Annotated in this window: 15 protein-coding genes; 7 read left to right on the forward strand and 8 right to left on the reverse strand. The window is 59.6% G+C overall.

Going from position 1 to position 16,912, the window contains the following annotated elements; translation table 11 throughout:
* Window positions 1-51: 51 nt before the first annotated feature.
* The 4 genes from pilP to IEY47_RS13130 are packed head-to-tail and all read right to left on the reverse strand — an operon-like array spanning window position 52 to window position 2,826.
* Window positions 52-576 (reverse strand): type 4a pilus biogenesis lipoprotein PilP, encoded by a 525-nt coding sequence (gene pilP / locus IEY47_RS13115; RefSeq protein WP_188983694.1) that lies wholly within the window; start codon window positions 574-576, stop codon window positions 52-54.
* Window positions 573-1,196 carry a type 4a pilus biogenesis protein PilO gene (pilO, locus tag IEY47_RS13120; protein ID WP_188983695.1) on the reverse strand — a complete coding sequence of 208 codons (624 nt, stop codon included), beginning with the start codon at window positions 1,194-1,196 and terminating at the stop codon, window positions 573-575. Before pilO ends, pilP begins: the two co-directional genes overlap by 4 nt.
* Complete coding sequence (gene pilN / locus IEY47_RS13125; protein WP_188983696.1) at window positions 1,193-1,762, reverse strand: type 4a pilus biogenesis protein PilN; 570 nt, start codon at window positions 1,760-1,762, stop codon at window positions 1,193-1,195. Before pilN ends, pilO begins: the two co-directional genes overlap by 4 nt.
* On the reverse strand, window positions 1,762-2,826 hold the full coding sequence (locus tag IEY47_RS13130; protein WP_188983697.1) for a pilus assembly protein PilM: 1,065 nt from the start codon (window positions 2,824-2,826) through the stop codon (window positions 1,762-1,764). Before IEY47_RS13130 ends, pilN begins: the two co-directional genes overlap by 1 nt.
* Window positions 2,827-3,005: 179 nt before the next feature.
* On the opposite strand from IEY47_RS13130, the gene IEY47_RS13135 reads away from it, so the two are divergent.
* A complete protein-coding gene (locus tag IEY47_RS13135; RefSeq protein ID WP_188983698.1) occupies window positions 3,006-5,456 on the forward strand; it encodes a penicillin-binding protein 1A in 2,451 nt (816 codons plus the stop codon).
* Between the two features lie 590 nt (window positions 5,457-6,046).
* Here IEY47_RS13135 and IEY47_RS13140 read toward each other — a convergent pair.
* The 3 genes from IEY47_RS13140 to rpmE all read right to left on the reverse strand — a co-directional run bounded on the left by IEY47_RS13140 (window position 6,047) and on the right by rpmE (window position 8,627).
* Window positions 6,047-7,315, reverse strand: coding sequence for a malic enzyme-like NAD(P)-binding protein (locus IEY47_RS13140; protein WP_188983699.1), 1,269 nt, complete (start codon window positions 7,313-7,315; stop codon window positions 6,047-6,049).
* A gap of 279 nt (window positions 7,316-7,594) precedes the next feature.
* Entirely contained in the window at window positions 7,595-8,341 is a 747-nt protein-coding gene (locus IEY47_RS13145) for a thermonuclease family protein (RefSeq protein ID WP_229779416.1), read from the reverse strand.
* A gap of 73 nt (window positions 8,342-8,414) precedes the next feature.
* A complete protein-coding gene (gene rpmE, locus IEY47_RS13150; protein WP_188983701.1) occupies window positions 8,415-8,627 on the reverse strand; it encodes a 50S ribosomal protein L31 in 213 nt (70 codons plus the stop codon).
* A gap of 220 nt (window positions 8,628-8,847) precedes the next feature.
* Here rpmE and IEY47_RS13155 point away from each other — a divergent pair, with 220 nt between their 5' ends.
* From IEY47_RS13155 to IEY47_RS13180, 6 genes are all read left to right on the forward strand, one after another.
* Window positions 8,848-11,082 (forward strand): primosomal protein N', encoded by a 2,235-nt coding sequence (locus tag IEY47_RS13155; RefSeq protein ID WP_188983702.1) that lies wholly within the window; start codon window positions 8,848-8,850, stop codon window positions 11,080-11,082.
* A gap of 75 nt (window positions 11,083-11,157) precedes the next feature.
* The gene (gene argS / locus IEY47_RS13160) at window positions 11,158-12,897 is read left to right on the forward strand and encodes an arginine--tRNA ligase (RefSeq protein ID WP_188983703.1); all 1,740 of its coding nucleotides are present in this window, start codon (window positions 11,158-11,160) and stop codon (window positions 12,895-12,897) included.
* Window positions 12,898-12,909: 12 nt separating this feature from the next.
* Window positions 12,910-13,569, forward strand: a complete 660-nt coding sequence (locus IEY47_RS13165) for an SPOR domain-containing protein (RefSeq protein ID WP_188983704.1) — start codon at window positions 12,910-12,912, stop codon at window positions 13,567-13,569.
* A gap of 262 nt (window positions 13,570-13,831) precedes the next feature.
* Window positions 13,832-14,365, forward strand: coding sequence for an ATP-dependent protease subunit HslV (hslV, locus tag IEY47_RS13170; protein ID WP_188983705.1), 534 nt, complete (start codon window positions 13,832-13,834; stop codon window positions 14,363-14,365).
* Between the two features lie 26 nt (window positions 14,366-14,391).
* Window positions 14,392-15,732 (forward strand): ATP-dependent protease ATPase subunit HslU, encoded by a 1,341-nt coding sequence (gene hslU, locus IEY47_RS13175; RefSeq protein WP_188983706.1) that lies wholly within the window; start codon window positions 14,392-14,394, stop codon window positions 15,730-15,732.
* A 57-nt stretch (window positions 15,733-15,789) separates the two neighbouring features.
* A complete protein-coding gene (locus tag IEY47_RS13180; protein WP_188983707.1) occupies window positions 15,790-16,158 on the forward strand; it encodes a gamma-butyrobetaine hydroxylase family protein in 369 nt (122 codons plus the stop codon).
* 24 nt (window positions 16,159-16,182) lie between these two features.
* On the opposite strand, the gene IEY47_RS13185 is transcribed toward IEY47_RS13180, so the two are convergent.
* Window positions 16,183-16,692 carry a phasin family protein gene (locus IEY47_RS13185; protein WP_188983708.1) on the reverse strand — a complete coding sequence of 170 codons (510 nt, stop codon included), beginning with the start codon at window positions 16,690-16,692 and terminating at the stop codon, window positions 16,183-16,185.
* Between the last annotated feature and the right edge of the window lie 220 nt (window positions 16,693-16,912).

Genomic DNA, 16,912 nt, shown 5'->3' on the forward strand with positions numbered 1-16,912 from the left:
TTAAAATTCCATCGTGCAGATCGATCATTCATGTTCATACGTCCTGTACGCTCAGGTGCGTTCCTTCAGCGAAATGCTTCGTGGGCGCTCCAGCCATCCGCCGTCCCCATCTGGAACGATCTCGACGACATCGATCTGCCCCTCATTGATGGAAACGATCCGCCCATCGTTGCGGCCTAGATAATCACCAACCTTGACGCGGTGAACGCCTCCCGCCCCGCGTACCAGCGCGAACACGCCCTTGGTATCGGAAAGCGTACCGACCATTTCGAACACTTCGATGTTGAAGCCCTCGAGGAATTGCTTCGCCCGGTTTTCATCGGGCTTGACCCGCTGGCTACCCTTTTGGCGATTGGCCAAATCGATCTTCACCGGCGGCTGGAATGGGTTACGCATCGACGCAGCGCTGTAGGTGAACGCTTCGTAGGGCTGGAACTTCGGCAATGGTTCTATCGAGCCCTTAGGCTTGGCGCGTACCTGGTCCATATAGGCCTGAAGGTCGGAAAAATCGCGCGATCCATCGCATCCGAAGAGCAGTGCGCTGACTACGATCAGCGTAAGACTACCGACCTTCATTTGCTCAATCCTTCATCGTTGTACCGGTAGGTCTTGGCCAGGATGCTCATCCGCAGTTTGGAGGAACCCTCTCCCTCGACGGGCTTTATCGCGAAGTCGTGCAGCGTGACGATACGCGGCAGGCTGGAAACTCCGCTCACGAACGTCGCGAGATCGTGATAACTGCCCACCACCACGATCTGTATCGGAAGCTCGACGTAGAACTGCTTGGCCGCTTCCGGTAGCAACCTAATTTCCTCGAACTCCAATCCACTGCCCAGGCCAGTCTGGGTAATGTCCTCGAGCAGGCCAGGCACCTCGGTGTCGCTTGGGAGCTGGCGCAGCAACTCGCCGAAAGACGTTTCCATCTCCTGCATCTGCGCTTTGTACGCTTCGAGGTTTGCCGCTTGGAAAGCCTTGGTCGAAAATTGACCCTTCAGCGTTTCCTCTTGCGCGACGGCGCTATCGAGCTGAACTTCCATGTCTTTCAAGTAGAAGTTATAGCCCAGCACCAGCACTACGATTAGCAACAGTATTGCGGTGATGACCTTGACGACCGGCGGCCAGGAGCCGAGGTTATTGACATCGAGGTCCGCGAGATCGACTTTTTTCAGGCTTTCCAGCGCATCTGCGAGGCTCATTGGGAAGACTCCGCATCAGTGCCAGGCTGCGTTTGCTGCACGGTCAGCTGGAAAACGTTGGCCTGATCCACCGCGCCCGCGGTAACCGCTTTGACTTCGGTAAGGTTAGGCGCGGTGAGCCAATCGGACGCATCGAGGTTACGCATAAGATTGGATACCCGGCTGTTCGACTCGGCAGCTCCGATGATCGCGATGTTCTTGCCAGTCATCTTGAGATCCGTGAAATAAACACCATCAGGCAAAGTACGTACCAATTGGTCGAAGACACGGCCGATGATGGGGCGGTTGCCCTGCAAGTCCTGGATGATCTTCATCCGTTCCAAGAGCTGCTGGCGCCGCTGCTTCAATTCGCTGATCTCCTTGATTCGCGAATCCAGCACGGCAATTTCACGCCCTAAAAAGTCGTTACGCGCGTTCTGCTGTTCGATAGCGGTGGAGAAGTACTGATCGCCAGCGAATATCAGCCCCAACGCGAGGAGGAGGACAGCCCCAAGCGCGGCGAGGAAGTGCTTCTTGCGCTCCTCCCTCCGCTGCTCACGCCAAGGCAGCAGGTTAATTCTTGCCATTAGTCGAAACTCCTCATTGCCAGACCACACGCAATCATCAGCGCAGGTGCGTCACTGGCCAGGGCGGCGGCATTGACCTTGCTGCTTAGAGACATGCCCAGAAAAGGATTGGCGACGACAGTCGTGGTGCCAATTTTTTGCTGTATCAGACGATCCAGGCCACCTATTGACGCGGTACCACCCGCGAGCACGATGCAGTCGACGTCGTTGAATTGGCCGGCAGCGAAGAAGAACTGAAGCGATCGGGAAACCTGCTGGACGACGGCATCCTTGAACGGAGTCAGTACTTCACTGTCGTAGTCGTCTGGCAGCCCTCCTTGCTTCTTGGCGAGACCGGCTTCCTCGTTGGATAACCCGTAACGCCGCTGGATTTCCTCGGTGAGCTGGCGCCCACCGAACAACTGCTCACGCATGTAAATGGTTCGACCGTTATGCAAAACACTCAACGTCGTCATCGTGGCGCCAACATCGACGATGGCAACCGTCATCCGATTGGCGTCGCCTTCCAATTGCGGAGCGAGCAACTCATAGGCGCGCTCGAGCGCATAGGCTTCGACGTCGACTACTCGAGCGTTCAGCCCGGCCAAGGCCAGCGCAGCCTCACGAACCTCGACGTTTTCCTTTCTGCACGCGGCGAGCAGGACTTCAACACGCTCGGAAGACCGCGCGGTAGGGCCTTGGACCTCGAAGTCGATGGCGACTTCTTCCAACGGATAAGGGATGTATTGGTCCGCTTCGATCTTGAGCTGGGTTTCCATTTCGTCGTCGGAAAGACCCGCATCCATTTCGATTGTTTTGGTAATGACCGCAGACCCAGCCACGGCGACAGCGGCGGACCGATTGCTGGCTTTTGCCTTCGCCAGCACTCGCGTCAATGCGTTGCCGACACCCTCCATTTCGGCGATGTTCTTCTCAACGACCGCATTGGCTGGCAACGGCTCGACGGCATACGCCTCGACCCGGTAGCGCCCGCCAGAGCGGCTGAGCTCAATCAGCTTCACTGAGGTCGAACTAATATCCAGCCCCAGCAACGTATTCGCCTTTTTCTTTATGAGCCCTAGCACGATTAAATCCCTGTGTATCCAATACTCATGGCGGTCCTTGTGAGGGCCGCATTAGATAGCACTCCATAAAGGAGCGCAAACGGGCTGCTTGCAAAAAAAGCGCCTATAATGTGAACCGCTTTTCGCTTTGTTGAATAAGCAAGTGCGAGCCCGCTCTCTAAACGTGGAATCCGATACCCTTGATGCGTGTTCTGAAGTTTGTCATGTGGTCCCTGATCGCCGCGGTTTGCGGCCTGTTGCTGTGTTTCAGTGGTGCCTACCTGTACCTGAGCCCAGGCCTACCTTCAGTGGAATCACTCCGCGAGATGCGGCTTCAAATTCCTCTGCGCATCTACAGCCAGGATGACAAGCTCATCGCCGAGTATGGTGAGATGCGCCGGTCTCCTGTCGCTTTTGCCGACATTCCGCCGGATTTCATCAGTGCCCTGCTTGCCGCCGAGGACGATAATTTTAATCACCACCATGGCGTGGACCCCACCAGCCTCCTGCGCGCAACGTCGGAATTGCTCAAGACCGGCGAAATTCAAACAGGCGGCAGCACGATCACCATGCAGGTGGCGAAAAACTTCTTCCTTTCCAGCGAACGTAGCTTTTCCCGTAAAGCGACGGAAATCCTCCTAGCGCTGCAGATCGAGCGCGAACTCACCAAGGACGAGATCCTCGAGCTTTACGTCAACAAAATTTATCTCGGCCATCGCGCTTACGGCATCGAGGCGGCGGCCCAGGTCTATTACGGCAAATCCATCCGTGACTTGAGCCTAGCTCAACTTGCAATGATTGCCGGGCTTCCCAAAGCGCCTTCTCGCTACAACCCGCTGGTAAACCCCGAGCGCAGCAAAGCTAGACGTGACTGGATCCTTGGGCGCATGCGCCAACTCGGCCGCATCGACGAAGCACGCTACAAGGCGGCAATCAACGAACCAGTTGGCGCCAGCTACCACTACCAATCGCCCGAACTCTACGCGCCTTATGTTGCAGAGATGGCGCGTGCGGAGATGGTGGGGCGCTATGGCAGCGAGGCCTATACCGAAGGCTTCCGCGTGCGCGTAACCGTACCAAGCGATCTGCAAAACGCGGCAAACACCGCCGTACGAAGCGGTCTTATCGAGTACGACAGGCGCCACGGCTACCGCGGCCCTGCCAAACAATTTCCTGGCCAGTCGCATGACGAATGGAAGGAGGAACTGACGAAATTCGCCAGCATTGGCGGACTAGAGCCGGCCATTGTCACCCAAGTAGAAAAGAGCGGCCTCTTGGTTCTCCTGCGCGATGGCAGTGAGCAGGCCGTATCGTGGGAAAGCATGCAGTGGGCACGACGATTCCTGGGTACCGACAGTCTTGGCCCACGCCCAAGCGGCCCGGCAGACGTTGCCAAAGTCGGCGACCTCATCCGCGTCCAACCTCAAGCTGAAGGCGGCTATACCTTCGCCCAGATTCCCGCGGCGCAAAGCGCACTGGTTTCTCTGGACCCCGCAAACGGCGCGATCCGAGCACTGATTGGCGGCTTTGCGTTCGACCAGAGCAACTACAACCGTGCCATTCAAGCCAAACGCCAGCCTGGCTCGAGCTTCAAACCATTCCTCTACAGCGCAGCGCTCGATCGCGGCTATACGGCTGCAAGTCTGGTGAACGACGCGCCCATCGTGTTCCAGGAATCAGGCATGCAAGAAGCCTGGCGACCCAAGAATGACAACAATACGTTCCTCGGGCCGATTCGCCTCCGGGAAGCGCTATATAAGTCGCGCAACCTTGTCTCAATTCGCGTTCTGCAGTCGGTCGGCATCGATTATGCGCTCGATTACGTGACGCGCTTTGGCTTCGACCGCAATCAGCTGCCGCGCAACCTCTCCCTCGCCCTCGGCACCGCTGAACTGACCCCGATGGAAATCGCCACCGGCTGGAGTGTATTCGCTAACAACGGGTACAAGGTCGCGCCGTACCTTATCGAGCGCATCGAGAATAGGGATGGCGATACGCTGTTCGTCGCAAATCCGCCGCGGGTACCAGTGGATGATGAACGCCATGTCGAAGCCGTGGCGAAGCCGCTTCCCGCCGCGCCAGAGGAGCCGTTGATCACCGGAGACGAGCAGGAAGCCGCCAACGATGAAGCACCTAAGGTCGCAGAGCAGGTGGTCGATCCGCGCACGGCCTACATCATGACGAGCATGCTGCAGGACGTGATCAAGCGAGGCACCGGACGACGCGCCATGGCGCTGGAGCGGACCGACCTGGCTGGCAAAACCGGTACGACCAATGATTCGAAGGACAGCTGGTTCTCCGGCTTCAACGGCAACTATGTCACGACGGTCTGGAGTGGTTTTGATCAGCCTGAAAGCCTGGGCCGTCATGAGTTCGGCGGCACAGTCGCGCTACCGATCTGGATGAGCTACATGGGAGCAGCGCTGAAGGACAAGCCAGCCTATCTTGCACCTGAGCCGGACGGCATTATCAGCCTGCGTGTCGACCCACGTAGCGGGCGCGCAGCACCACCTGGAACGCCCGATGCCTACTTCGAACTGTTCAAGAGCGAAGACACGCCGCCGCCGATGAATGAAGTAGAACCTGGTTATAACGCGCCTTCCAGCCCGCTTCCCGCGGACGACGAAGCAGCGCCAATGAACTTGTTCTAACCCGAATCGCATCGAAAAGCGCCACCTACGTAAAGCCCCGCGTCGTTACAGCGGGGCTTTCTCGTGGCCGAGCGTTTTCAGGGGAAAGATAGGGCCTCTGTAGAAACCGACATACGACGGTTGGTTTCCGGGCGACAGGGATAAACCGAACGTCTCGTACTGCCTGATCCTAGATCGCCTATAAATGGGCTCCTACAGGGATCGGGCAGAGCGGGCTCCATCGTAGCAGCCCATTTATGGGCGATTAGGAACCGACAGACCCTTCCATAGCGCCCTGACAACTTCGATCGCCCGGCTGCGGGGTGGAATCCCGAAGGGCTGCCACCGTTTACAGCAGGCGACCCGATCACTGGGGACGCGTGATGAATGGTGAATCACGCCACTACGCAGGCAATCAACCTACATATCTGTCTTTCCTTGCATCCCGTGAATAAACCACAAAAAAGCCTGAGTCCGGCGAATACCGAACTCAGGCCTTGATTGCCTGGCTACCTCAACCGTTCCACTAGCGGTGGTCGGTGCATCGCCGCAGGCTACTTTCCATCATCGCGTTCGCGCTAAGCGCATCACGCGTACAACGCGGTACTCGCTTAGCGACCGAATACGTCGTCGACCGAGTTCAACGGGTAATTCGCCGGATAAGGAAGGGTGGCTACACCCGATTCGATAGCTGCCTTTGCCACCGCATCGCAGATGACATTGATCAAGCGCGCATCCATCGGCTTCGGAATGATGTATTCACGGCCGAATGCCAGCGAGATACCGCCATAGGCGTCGCACACTTCCTGTGGAACCGGCAATTTGGCGAGTTCACGAAGCGCCTGAGCTGCAGCGATTTTCATCTCCTCATTGATACGCGTAGCCCGCACATCGAGCGCACCGCGGAAGATGAACGGGAAGCCGAGAACGTTGTTGACCTGATTCGGGTAGTCGGAACGCCCAGTCGCCATGATGACGTCATCGCGTGTCTGGTGCGCCAGTTCCGGCTTGATCTCCGGATCAGGGTTGGAGCAGGCGAACACGATCGGGTTGGCCGCCATGCGCTTGAGATCTTCTGGGCTCAACAGGTTCGGACCGGACAGCCCGACGAACACATCGGCGCCGTCGAGGGCGTCGGACAACGTGCGCTTTTCCGTTTCGGTCGCGAAGACCGCTTTGTACTGATTCAGATCGTCGCGCCCGGAGTGGATGACACCCTTGCGGTCGATCATGAAGATGTTTTCGACGCGCGCACCCATGCTGATCAGAAGCTTCATGCAGGAGATCGCAGCAGCACCTGCGCCGAGGCAAACGATCTTGGCCGACTCCAGCGTTTTGCCGGCGATTTCCAACGCGTTCAGCATGCCGGCGGCAGTAACGATCGCCGTACCGTGCTGGTCATCATGGAAAACCGGAATGTCGCATTGCTCGATCAGCGTACGCTCGATCTCGAAGCATTCCGGCGCCTTGATGTCTTCGAGATTGATGCCGCCGAACGTGATGGAGATCCGCTTGACGGTATCGATGAACGCCTGCGGGCTTTCCGCGTCGACTTCGATGTCGAATACATCGATGCCGGCGAAGCGCTTGAACAGAACTCCCTTGCCTTCCATAACAGGCTTCGACGCCAAAGGCCCCAGATCACCCAGGCCGAGAATCGCCGAACCGTCGGAGATTACCGCGACGAGGTTGCCCTTGGCGGTGTAACGGTAGGCGAGTTCTGGATCACGAGCGATTTCACGCACCGGCTCGGCAACGCCTGGGCTGTAGGCCAGAGACAGGTCGCGTGCCGTGGCAGTGGGCTTGGTCAGCTCGACGCTGAGTTTCCCTGGCCGCGGGTTGGCGTGATATTCGAGCGCAGCAGTTTTGAGGTCAGACATGGGAGCATTCCGCTGTTCTTGGTTTTGAGGAGCCGGGGCGTGTCCCGATGTATGACGAACCGCGCCGCCGCGAGAACTTAGCCGCGAACAGAGCGCAGATCGCAGTGATCGACCCTAGCCGGTACGTAACAGGACCGCCGAGGATACGCCCCTGACTCTGACGCTACAAGCAACGCCTCTGCATAGGCACCACTGCGGCTCGCCGCAGTGGTAGATCACTATGTGACGATGCTCGAACGCTAAGACATGTCCCGGGCTCATGGACGTGCTAGCGCATGCTCAATCGAGCACGACGATCATTCCCGGGTCAGTCAGCCGCAGCATCCAACGAGCCTGCCCCTTGCGGACACCGCTTCGTGAACGATCCACCACCCAGCCACGTACTTCGATCGTTTTGCCTTTCATCTCCGCCAATGACTTCACGCCAAAGCGGTCGATGGATTCGCGCGGTACGTTCAAAACCAATTCGCCGCCCATTTCGAGCCAGACGCCGCCGCCATTGCGATCAAAACGGGTTACCTGCCCCTTCACCAGAGCAAAGCCCCCGCGACTGATCGCCGAAGGCGAAATGACCTGTTGATCCCGCCAAAGCCCAGCTTTGGTCTTACGAGCCACCTGCTCTGCGGCAAGGTGACAGGTCGTCAACGCCGTGTTCGGTGCGATGGCCACCATTCGCCCGAACCCCTCACTTAACAAAATCTCCTCGAGATTGCGCCCTTTTTGGTCATAGAGATGGGCGAGCACCCGACCATATCGGTCCTGGCGCTCAGCGCCATAAACCAGCGACACGCGCCCACCATTCGCCGTCACCAGCACCGCGAGCCGGTCCCGAGCGGCCACCGCGAATGGCTCGTCCGTTCGCCCTTTTCGGCCCATTTCAGGGGTATCGATGCCAATCAACCGAACGCTGCGGCCATCCACCAGGCGCACCGTGTCGCCATCGACGATGCGCGCGACACGCGCTTCGGTACTGCGGTCCGGCGCCGGGCAAGCCGCGAATGCGGGCAACGCCAAAACAGCCGCCATAAAAAAAGCGCCCGAAAAAGGCGCTTTTTTCAACAACGTTCGACAGCACATTAGGCCTGTCTCAGCGTGACGATTACTTGGAACCGAAAACGCCAAAACGCTGCTTGAAGCGATCGATACGACCACCCGCATCAAGCACTTTCTGCTTGCCGGTGTAGAACGGGTGGCATTCGGAGCAGACGTCCAAGCTCAGCGGTTTGCCCAGCGTGGAACGCGTCTGGATGACGTTGCCACAGCTGCAAGTGGCGTCGATCGCTACGTAATTCGGATGAGTATTCTCTTTCATGGCTATGCCCTCTATGTCATGCGTGCCGCCACCCAACCCTATGTCAGGTACCGCACGGAAACAGGCGGCGACTATACCAGAGCACCCCCTTGATGCAAGCGCAGCGGAATGTCCGCGACAGATGGCATCTGCCCGAATCCGGACCGGACAACCTTTTGGGCAGCCGGTAGACTCGGCATTCGCGACGGCCCCTCAGCACCCCACCTTGACGCCTGGAGAAATGAAGTTGCCAGACTCCCGTACGCCTATCTTGCGCCTGGCCTTGCCGTCTCCTTTGCGTCGCCTGTTCGATTACGCCCCACCCGCAGGCGTTAGCCTATCGACTCTGCAACCCGGCGCACGCCTTCGCGTCCCGTTCGGTCGGCGCGAAGTGGTCGGTGTCTTGGTAGAGACCGCCGATCGAACCGATGTCCCGCCAGATAAGCTCAAGCGAGCGACCGAGCTGCTGGACCGATCATCGCCACTGCCGGCAGCGCTTTTTCAACTGAGCTTATGGACAGCTCAGTATTACCAGCACAGCCTTGGTGACACCTTGAGCTGGGCACTGCCCACGCTGCTACGCCAGGGCGAACCTGCCGAGGCGCGCCAGGAGCGTTATTGGCACGTCAGCGAAAACGCCAGCGTCGAGGATGCACGGCTCGCGCGCGCCCCGCGTCAGCGCGAGACCCTCAAGGCGCTGCTTCAGCATTCGCACGGCGTTTCCCATGAACTGTTGAGCAAGCTTCAACTCAACCGCGACAGCCTGGAGCAACTGCGTCAGAAGGGGCTCGTATATCAACAGGTACGCCGCAGCAAGCCACTGGAACGCCACGGAACCTGGCTGGCACAACCTGAGCTTCCGCTGAATCCCGAGCAACGCTCCGCGACGGAAGCCATACGGGCAAGTTTCGGTGATTTCAGTGCCTTTCTACTGGCCGGCGTGACCGGCAGCGGCAAGACGGAAGTCTACCTTCAGCTCATCCGCGAAACGCTGGAGGCCGGCAAACAGGCGCTGGTGCTCATTCCAGAAATCAATCTAGGCCCACAGACCCACGAACGGTTCGCCAGACGTTTCAACGCGCGAATTGCCCTGCTGCACTCCAACGTCAATGACCGCGACCGCCTCGACGCCTGGCTCGCGGCGCGCGACGGCGAGGCCGACATCGTGATCGGCACCCGATCGGCGCTGTTCACGCCCTTGAAGAGGCCGGGCATCATCATCGTGGACGAAGAACACGACAGCTCCTATAAACAGCAGGAAGGCTTGCGCTATCACGCTCGCGATCTTGCCGTAGTGCGCGCACGCATGGAAAACGTACCGGTGCTGCTTGGCTCGGCAACGCCGTCGCTAGAAAGCCTGCACAACGCCTACGCAGGCCGCTACGCCCTGCTGCGCCTTACGCAACGCGCAGGCAACGCAAAACCTCCGCGCTATCTTCGCCTTGATATCAAAAGCCGACCACTGGATGCCGGCATCTCGATGCCGCTCCAACAAGCCATGGCACAAACGCTCGAAGCGGGTCAGCAGGTGCTGGTGTTTCTCAACCGGCGTGGCTTCGCGCCTACGCTGCTTTGCCATGACTGCGGCTGGACCAGCCAGTGCCCGCGCTGCGATGCCCGGATGACGCTGCACCAGCGCAGCAATGAGCTGCGTTGCCACCACTGCGGGCATGCGGAAACAAGACCGCACGCCTGCCCGAAATGCGAACACGTCGACCTGAGGCCAGTCGGTGCGGGCACCGAACGTGCGGAAGAACGCCTGGAAACCCTCTTCCCCAACTTCCCGATACTGCGCATCGACCGTGACAGCACCGCGCGTAAGGGCGCCATGGATAAATTGTTCGCGACGGTCAACAAGGGCGAACCCTGCGTGCTGGTCGGGACGCAGATGCTCGCCAAAGGGCACCACTTTCCCCGCGTGACGCTGGTGGCGATCCTCGATGCCGACGGCGGCCTGTTCTCCGCCGATTTCCGGGCCAGCGAGCGTATGGCGCAGATGATCGTTCAGGTGGCGGGCCGTGCAGGCCGCGCGGAAGAGCCAGGCAAGGTCATCATTCAGACGCACCTTGCAGACCATCCACTGCTGGTACAACTGACCGAGCAAGGCTATTTCGCCTTCGCCGAACAGGCGTTGTCCGAACGCCGCGCCGCGGGCCTGCCACCGTTTGCGCACCTTGCCCTCTTGCGGGCGGAGGCCCACAAACCAGGGCAAGCTGAAGCCTTTCTGCAAGCGGCGTGCGACGAGGCCGAGCAGCTACAAGCAGAGTACGGCTTCGAAGGCCTTGAGCTCCTCGGCCCGGTCCCCGCGCCCATGGAGCGACGGGCTGGCCGCTACCGCGCCCAGCTGCTAATGCAAGGCTCCGCACGCAGCACCCTGCACAAGCTTATGGGGCGCTGGGCGCCGTTGCTGGACCAGCTGCCCGGCAGTCGAACGGTTCGCTGGTCGCTGGACGTTGATCCGATCGACCTTTACTGACCCGCGCAGTCCGCTTGAGCCATCGGGCACAGGTGCGGATAATGCCCGGCTCAAGCCCGCTGCCGTAGCCCTGCAATGAAAGAAGATATTCGCCACCTGATCCAGCAAGCCCTCGACCATCTCATTGGCGAAGGCGTCCTGCCCGAAGGCGTCAGCCCGACGATCCAGGTCGAAAACTGCAAGGACCGCAGCCATGGCGACTTCGCCAGCAATATCGCACTTATGCTGGCCAAGCCCGCGGGCATGAAGCCGCGCGATCTCGCCACCCGCTTGGTCGACGCCCTTCCAGCCGAGACCCGTGTGAAGAAGGTCGAAATCGCAGGGCCTGGCTTTCTGAACTTCTTCCAAAACGATGACGCGCTCGCCGAGCGATTGGAAGCAGCCTTAGGCGACGAAAAGCTGGCCGTAACCAAGGCATCTCCCAAAGAAACGGTCGTTGTGGACCTGTCGTCCCCCAACCTCGCCAAGGAAATGCATGTCGGCCACCTGCGCTCGACCATCATTGGCGACGCGGTGGCGCGGGTGCTCGAATACTTGGGCGACAACGTGATCCGCCAGAACCACGTCGGCGACTGGGGCACTCAGTTCGGCATGCTGCTGGCCTACCTTCAAGAGCAGCCAGCCGCCGCCGAGAGCGAGCTCGCGGACCTGGAAACCTTCTACCGTGCCGCCAAGCAACGCTTCGACGAATCCGAAGACTTTGCCGACCACGCCCGCAGCCTAGTGGTGAAACTGCAGGCCGGCGATGCAGAATGCCTACGCCTCTGGACGCGCTTCAACGAGATTTCGCTGAGCCATTGCCAGGAAGTCTACGACCGCTTGAACGTCCGCCTCAGCCGTAAGGATGTGAAAGGCGAAAGCGCGTACAACGACGACCTCGCGGATGTCGTCGCCGATCTCCGTAAGCAACATTTGCTGAGTGAAAGCGAGGGTGCGCAGTGCGTCTTCCTCGATGAGTTCAAGAATGCCGAGGGTAATCCCCTGCCCGTGATCGTGCAGAAGGCCGGTGGCGGTTACCTCTATTCGACGACCGACCTCGCCGCGATGCGATACCGCAGCCGCGCGTTGAAAGCGGATCGCTCGCTGTACTTCGTCGATCAACGCCAGGCGCTGCATTTCCAGATGGTGTTCGCGGTCGCGCGACGCGCCGGCTTCGTGCACGAGGGTATGAAACTCGAGCACATGGGTTTTGGCACCATGAACGGCCCGGACGGTCGTCCGTTCAAGACCCGCGATGGCGGCACGGTCAAGTTGATCGACTTGCTGAACGAAGCAGAGCAGCGTGCCTATACGCTAGTAAAAGGCAAGAACCCGGAGCTGGACGAGCAGGAACTGCGGCAGATCGCCCATTCGGTCGGCATCGGCGCGGTGAAATACGCAGACCTGTCCAAGCACCGCACCAGCGACTACAGCTTCAACTTCGAACAAATGCTCAGCTTCGAAGGCAATACCGCGCCCTATCTGCTCTATGCGTACACCCGCGTCGCGAGCATCTTCCGCAAACTTGGCCAGGGTGTCGAAGAGATCGAAGGCCGCATCAATCCAGTTGCCGAACAGGAGCGCGCGCTTGCCGCGAAGCTTGCCCAATTCGGGGAAGTGCTGAACAACGTCGCAGACAAAGGGGTCCCACACCTGCTGTGCACCTATCTCTACGACGTGGCGGGTCTGTTCTCGAGCTTTTACGAGCATTGCCCGGTCATCTCCGCAGAGGACAAGGACGTTCGTCACAGTCGCCTCCGCCTGGCGGCGCTGACCGGTCGCACGCTGAAGCAGGGCATGGAACTGCTCGGCTTGGAACCTTTGGAAAGGATGTAACGGACTACCAGCATGGCGAAGAGAAAAGCTCCCGCGAAACGAGGCGCGAGCCGCACCACCGCATCGAAGAAGAACTCTACCGTTCCGGGCTGGATGTGGTTGGCATGCGGGCTCGTGGTCGGCGGATTTTTTACGTTCCTTTTCAATCTCGAGCCCGGCCGGGACGACATCAAGCGGCCAAGCCCGGAAGAGAAGGTTGCGAAAAAAGAAACGGCACCCGAAGCAACGAAACCGAAGTACGACTTTTATACGCTGCTGCCAGAGTCTGAAGTTATCGTGCCACCGGAAGCGGTCCCGCAGCAGCCCGCAGTGACGCCGCCAAAACCGGTGACGCCAGAGGAAGCCGCCAAGATCGACGAGGCGCGGGCGCAGGCAGCGCTTAGCGGGCAAGTGCCCCCCCCTCCACCCACGGTGGCCAAAGCCGCCACGACGACACAGTTCTTCCTGCAGGCCGGCTCGTTCCGCCGCAAGGACGATGCCGAAAGCGTGCGCGCGCAGATCATCCTGCTTGGCCAACAAGTGCGAGTGGAATCAGGCACTGTGCGCGATGAAACCTGGCACCGCGTCTTGGTCGGTCCTTTCGCCGAACGCGGCCAGCTCGACGCAGCGCAAAAGGAACTCAAAGGGCACGGCTTCAATAACCTGTTGTTACAACAGCGTAAGAGCGGCTAGTCCCTATCCGCTCTCTGTAGGAGCCCACCGGGCTGCGGTCAGCTTGTGGGCGATCGCTTTGTGCGACGTTAAGGCGCCGTCATTGCAAGTTTGGATCGCCCACAAGTGGGCTCCTACAAAGGCCGTCCTCGTTGATTCGAATTTGCATCGGCAGTCAGCTTCTTCCACCCCACTTTTCCCCCAGGGTTGAACCCCGCACACCCCGCCCCCATCTCCCTCGACATCGGGTAGCTTTTTGCCCTCATAGCGTGGAGAGATTCCTTTGACCACCATCGTCTCAGTCCGCCGCCACGGCAAAGTCGTCATGGGCGGTGACGGCCAGGTTTCCCTGGGAAATACCGTCATGAAAGGCAACGCCAAGAAGGTGCGGCGCCTTTACCACGGTCAGGTTCTGGCCGGCTTCGCTGGCGCCACCGCCGACGCCTTCACGCTTTTCGAGCGTTTCGAAGGCCAACTGGAAAAACACCAAGGGCACCTTATTCGGGCCGCCGTCGAGCTCGCGAAAGACTGGCGTACCGATCGCTCGCTAAGCCGACTCGAGGCGATGCTCGCAGTCGCGAACAAAGACGCCTCTCTCATCATTACCGGCAACGGCGACGTCGTGGAGCCCGAACATGGCCTGATCGCCATGGGATCCGGCGGCGGATACGCCCAAGCCGCTGCGCTTGCATTGCTGCAGCACAACGATGCCCTGAGCGCCCGAGAAGTAGCGGAAACAGCCCTGAACATCGCTGGCTCCATCTGCGTCTTCACCAATCAGAACCTGACCATCGAGGAGCAGGACTCCGCGGTATAAGCGGCGCCCTCTCCGGAGACAGACGAATGTCCATGACCCCACGCGAGATCGTTCACGAACTCAACCGCCACATCATCGGCCAGGACGACGCCAAGCGCGCCGTCGCCATCGCCCTGCGTAACCGCTGGCGGCGCATGCAACTGCCGGCAGAACTGCGCCAGGAAGTCACCCCTAAGAACATCCTGATGATCGGCCCTACCGGCGTCGGCAAGACGGAAATTGCGCGACGCCTGGCGAAACTCGCCAACGCGCCGTTCCTCAAAGTCGAAGCCACCAAGTTCACTGAAGTGGGCTACGTTGGGCGCGACGTCGAATCGATCATCCGGGATCTGGCGGACGCAGCGGTCAAAATGCTGCGCGAACAAGAAATCGTAAAAGTCCGTCACCGCGCAGAAGACGCGGCCGAAGAGCGCATCCTCGATGCGTTGCTCCCACCTGCCCGCGCCGGTTTCAACGAGGACGCGGCGCCCAGTCAGGACTCCAACACTCGGCAGCTGTTCCGCAAGCGCCTGCGTGAGGGCCAGCTGGATGACAAGGAAATCGACATCGAGGTCGCCGAAACACCAGCAGGTGTAGAGATCATGGCCCCACCTGGCATGGAAGAGATGACCAGCCAGCTGCAAAACTTGTTCGCCAACATGGGGAAAGGCAAGCAGAAGTCGCGCAAACTCAAGGTCAAGGATGCGATGAAGCTGATCCGCGACGAAGAAGCTGCACGCCTCGTCAACGAAGAAGAACTCAAGAGCCGCGCCCTAGAAGCGGTCGAGCAGCACGGTATCGTCTTCATCGATGAGATCGACAAGGTTGCCAAGCGCGCCAACGCGGGTGGCGCGGACGTTTCCCGCGAAGGCGTCCAGCGGGACCTGCTCCCATTGATCGAAGGCTGCACGGTGAACACCAAACTCGGCATGGTGAAGACGGACCACATCCTGTTCATCGCGTCTGGCGCCTTCCATTTGTCGAAGCCTAGTGATCTCGTGCCTGAACTTCAGGGCCGTCTGCCCATCCGCGTAGAGCTGAAAGCCCTCACGCCGGAAGACTTCGAACGCATCCTGGCCGAGCCACACGCCTCGCTGACGGAACAATACTGTGCCCTGCTGAAGACCGAAGGGCTCGAGATCGAGTTTGCGAACGACGGCATCAAGCGCTTGGCGGAGATCGCCTTCCAGGTCAACGAGAAGACCGAGAACATCGGTGCACGTCGCTTGCACACGCTGCTGGAGCGGTTGCTCGAAGAGGTGTCGTACAGCGCATCCGATCTGGCGGGCCAGCAAAGTGGCGAAGTGCTCAAGATCGACGCCGAGTACGTGAACACCCACCTTGGCGAACTGGCCCAGGACGAAGACCTGTCGCGCTATATTCTTTAAAGGTCTTCTTGGCCGCGTGATCCATCTGCGATCCGCGGCCCTTCATCTGGACGGATCATGCGTATTCCTTCTTCGATCAAGCTGCACAAAGCTTCGCGAACGCTCGAGCTGGTTTACGGCGAAGAGCGCCATTTGCTAACCGCTGAGTTCCTGCGTGTCCACTCGCCGTCGGCCGAAGTGCAGGGGCATGGCAACCCCATCCTTCAGTACGGAAAACAGAACGTCGGACTTAGTGCGCTCGAGCCTGCGGGCAATTACGCATTGAAGCTGATCTTCGACGACGGGCACGACAGTGGCCTCTACAGCTGGGACTATCTGTATCAGCTCGCAACGCGCAAGGATGAACTGTGGCAAGACTACCTGGATGAGCTGAGAGACGCCGGGCGGAGCCGCGACCCCGACGTCTCGGTCGTCAAGCTGCTGTGACACGGCCTGACAGTTTGCCCTGGATCAACGCGGCGGGTTTTCATCAGGAAGAATAATGGTCTCGCTGGTCGTCACCGAGGCATCCGGCGCGCTAGGGTCGACAATGTGAGGCTCTGCCCCGGTTGGTACGCCTTCCAGCTTGTCGATCCGCGCGTTCAACGCATCGATTCGATCCTTCAAGCCTTGAATCTCGCTCCGCGTGGGTACGCCGAGACGATCTAGCGTGCTACCCAGGCGGCGATCGAATATCTCCTCAAGCTCGCTCCACTTGCCCGCCGCGCGCTCACGGGCACGTTCGAAACGATCCCGGGCATGTGCGCTCGCGGCCTCACCGCCCTGCCCTTCGGCTTGCCGGCCCTGCTGGCGCGCTTGCTCCGCCTCCTCGCCGTCTTGCACCAGGCTGTCGAACAATTTAGCGCCGTCCTTGCTGAATCGAGAGTAAGCACCCAATCCCGCAAGCCTGATCTGCCGGGAATAGCGCTCCAGTTCGCCCATCCAGCCCCCGTCACGGCCAGTTTCATTTCTCTCGGACATTTCAATTCCTCCGGAAAAGGCCTCGCATGAGGCGTAAGGCTGCTCGCTCAAGCCAGGTCGCTATGCTCCTCAACGGCTGAGAGCTGAAGAGACACGGCACCCCAAACTCGATGGCCCGAGCATTTTCACTTGCAGCCGCCTGCGGCGAGAACCTGAGTTCATACATAGCAGCAGACCTGTCCTAGGTCCGATAATTCGGTACTTGGGTTCGATGTCGCTG

This window comes from Pseudomonas matsuisoli (assembly GCF_014647635.1).
Classification (GTDB): Bacteria; Pseudomonadota; Gammaproteobacteria; order Pseudomonadales; family Pseudomonadaceae; genus Pseudomonas_P; species Pseudomonas_P matsuisoli.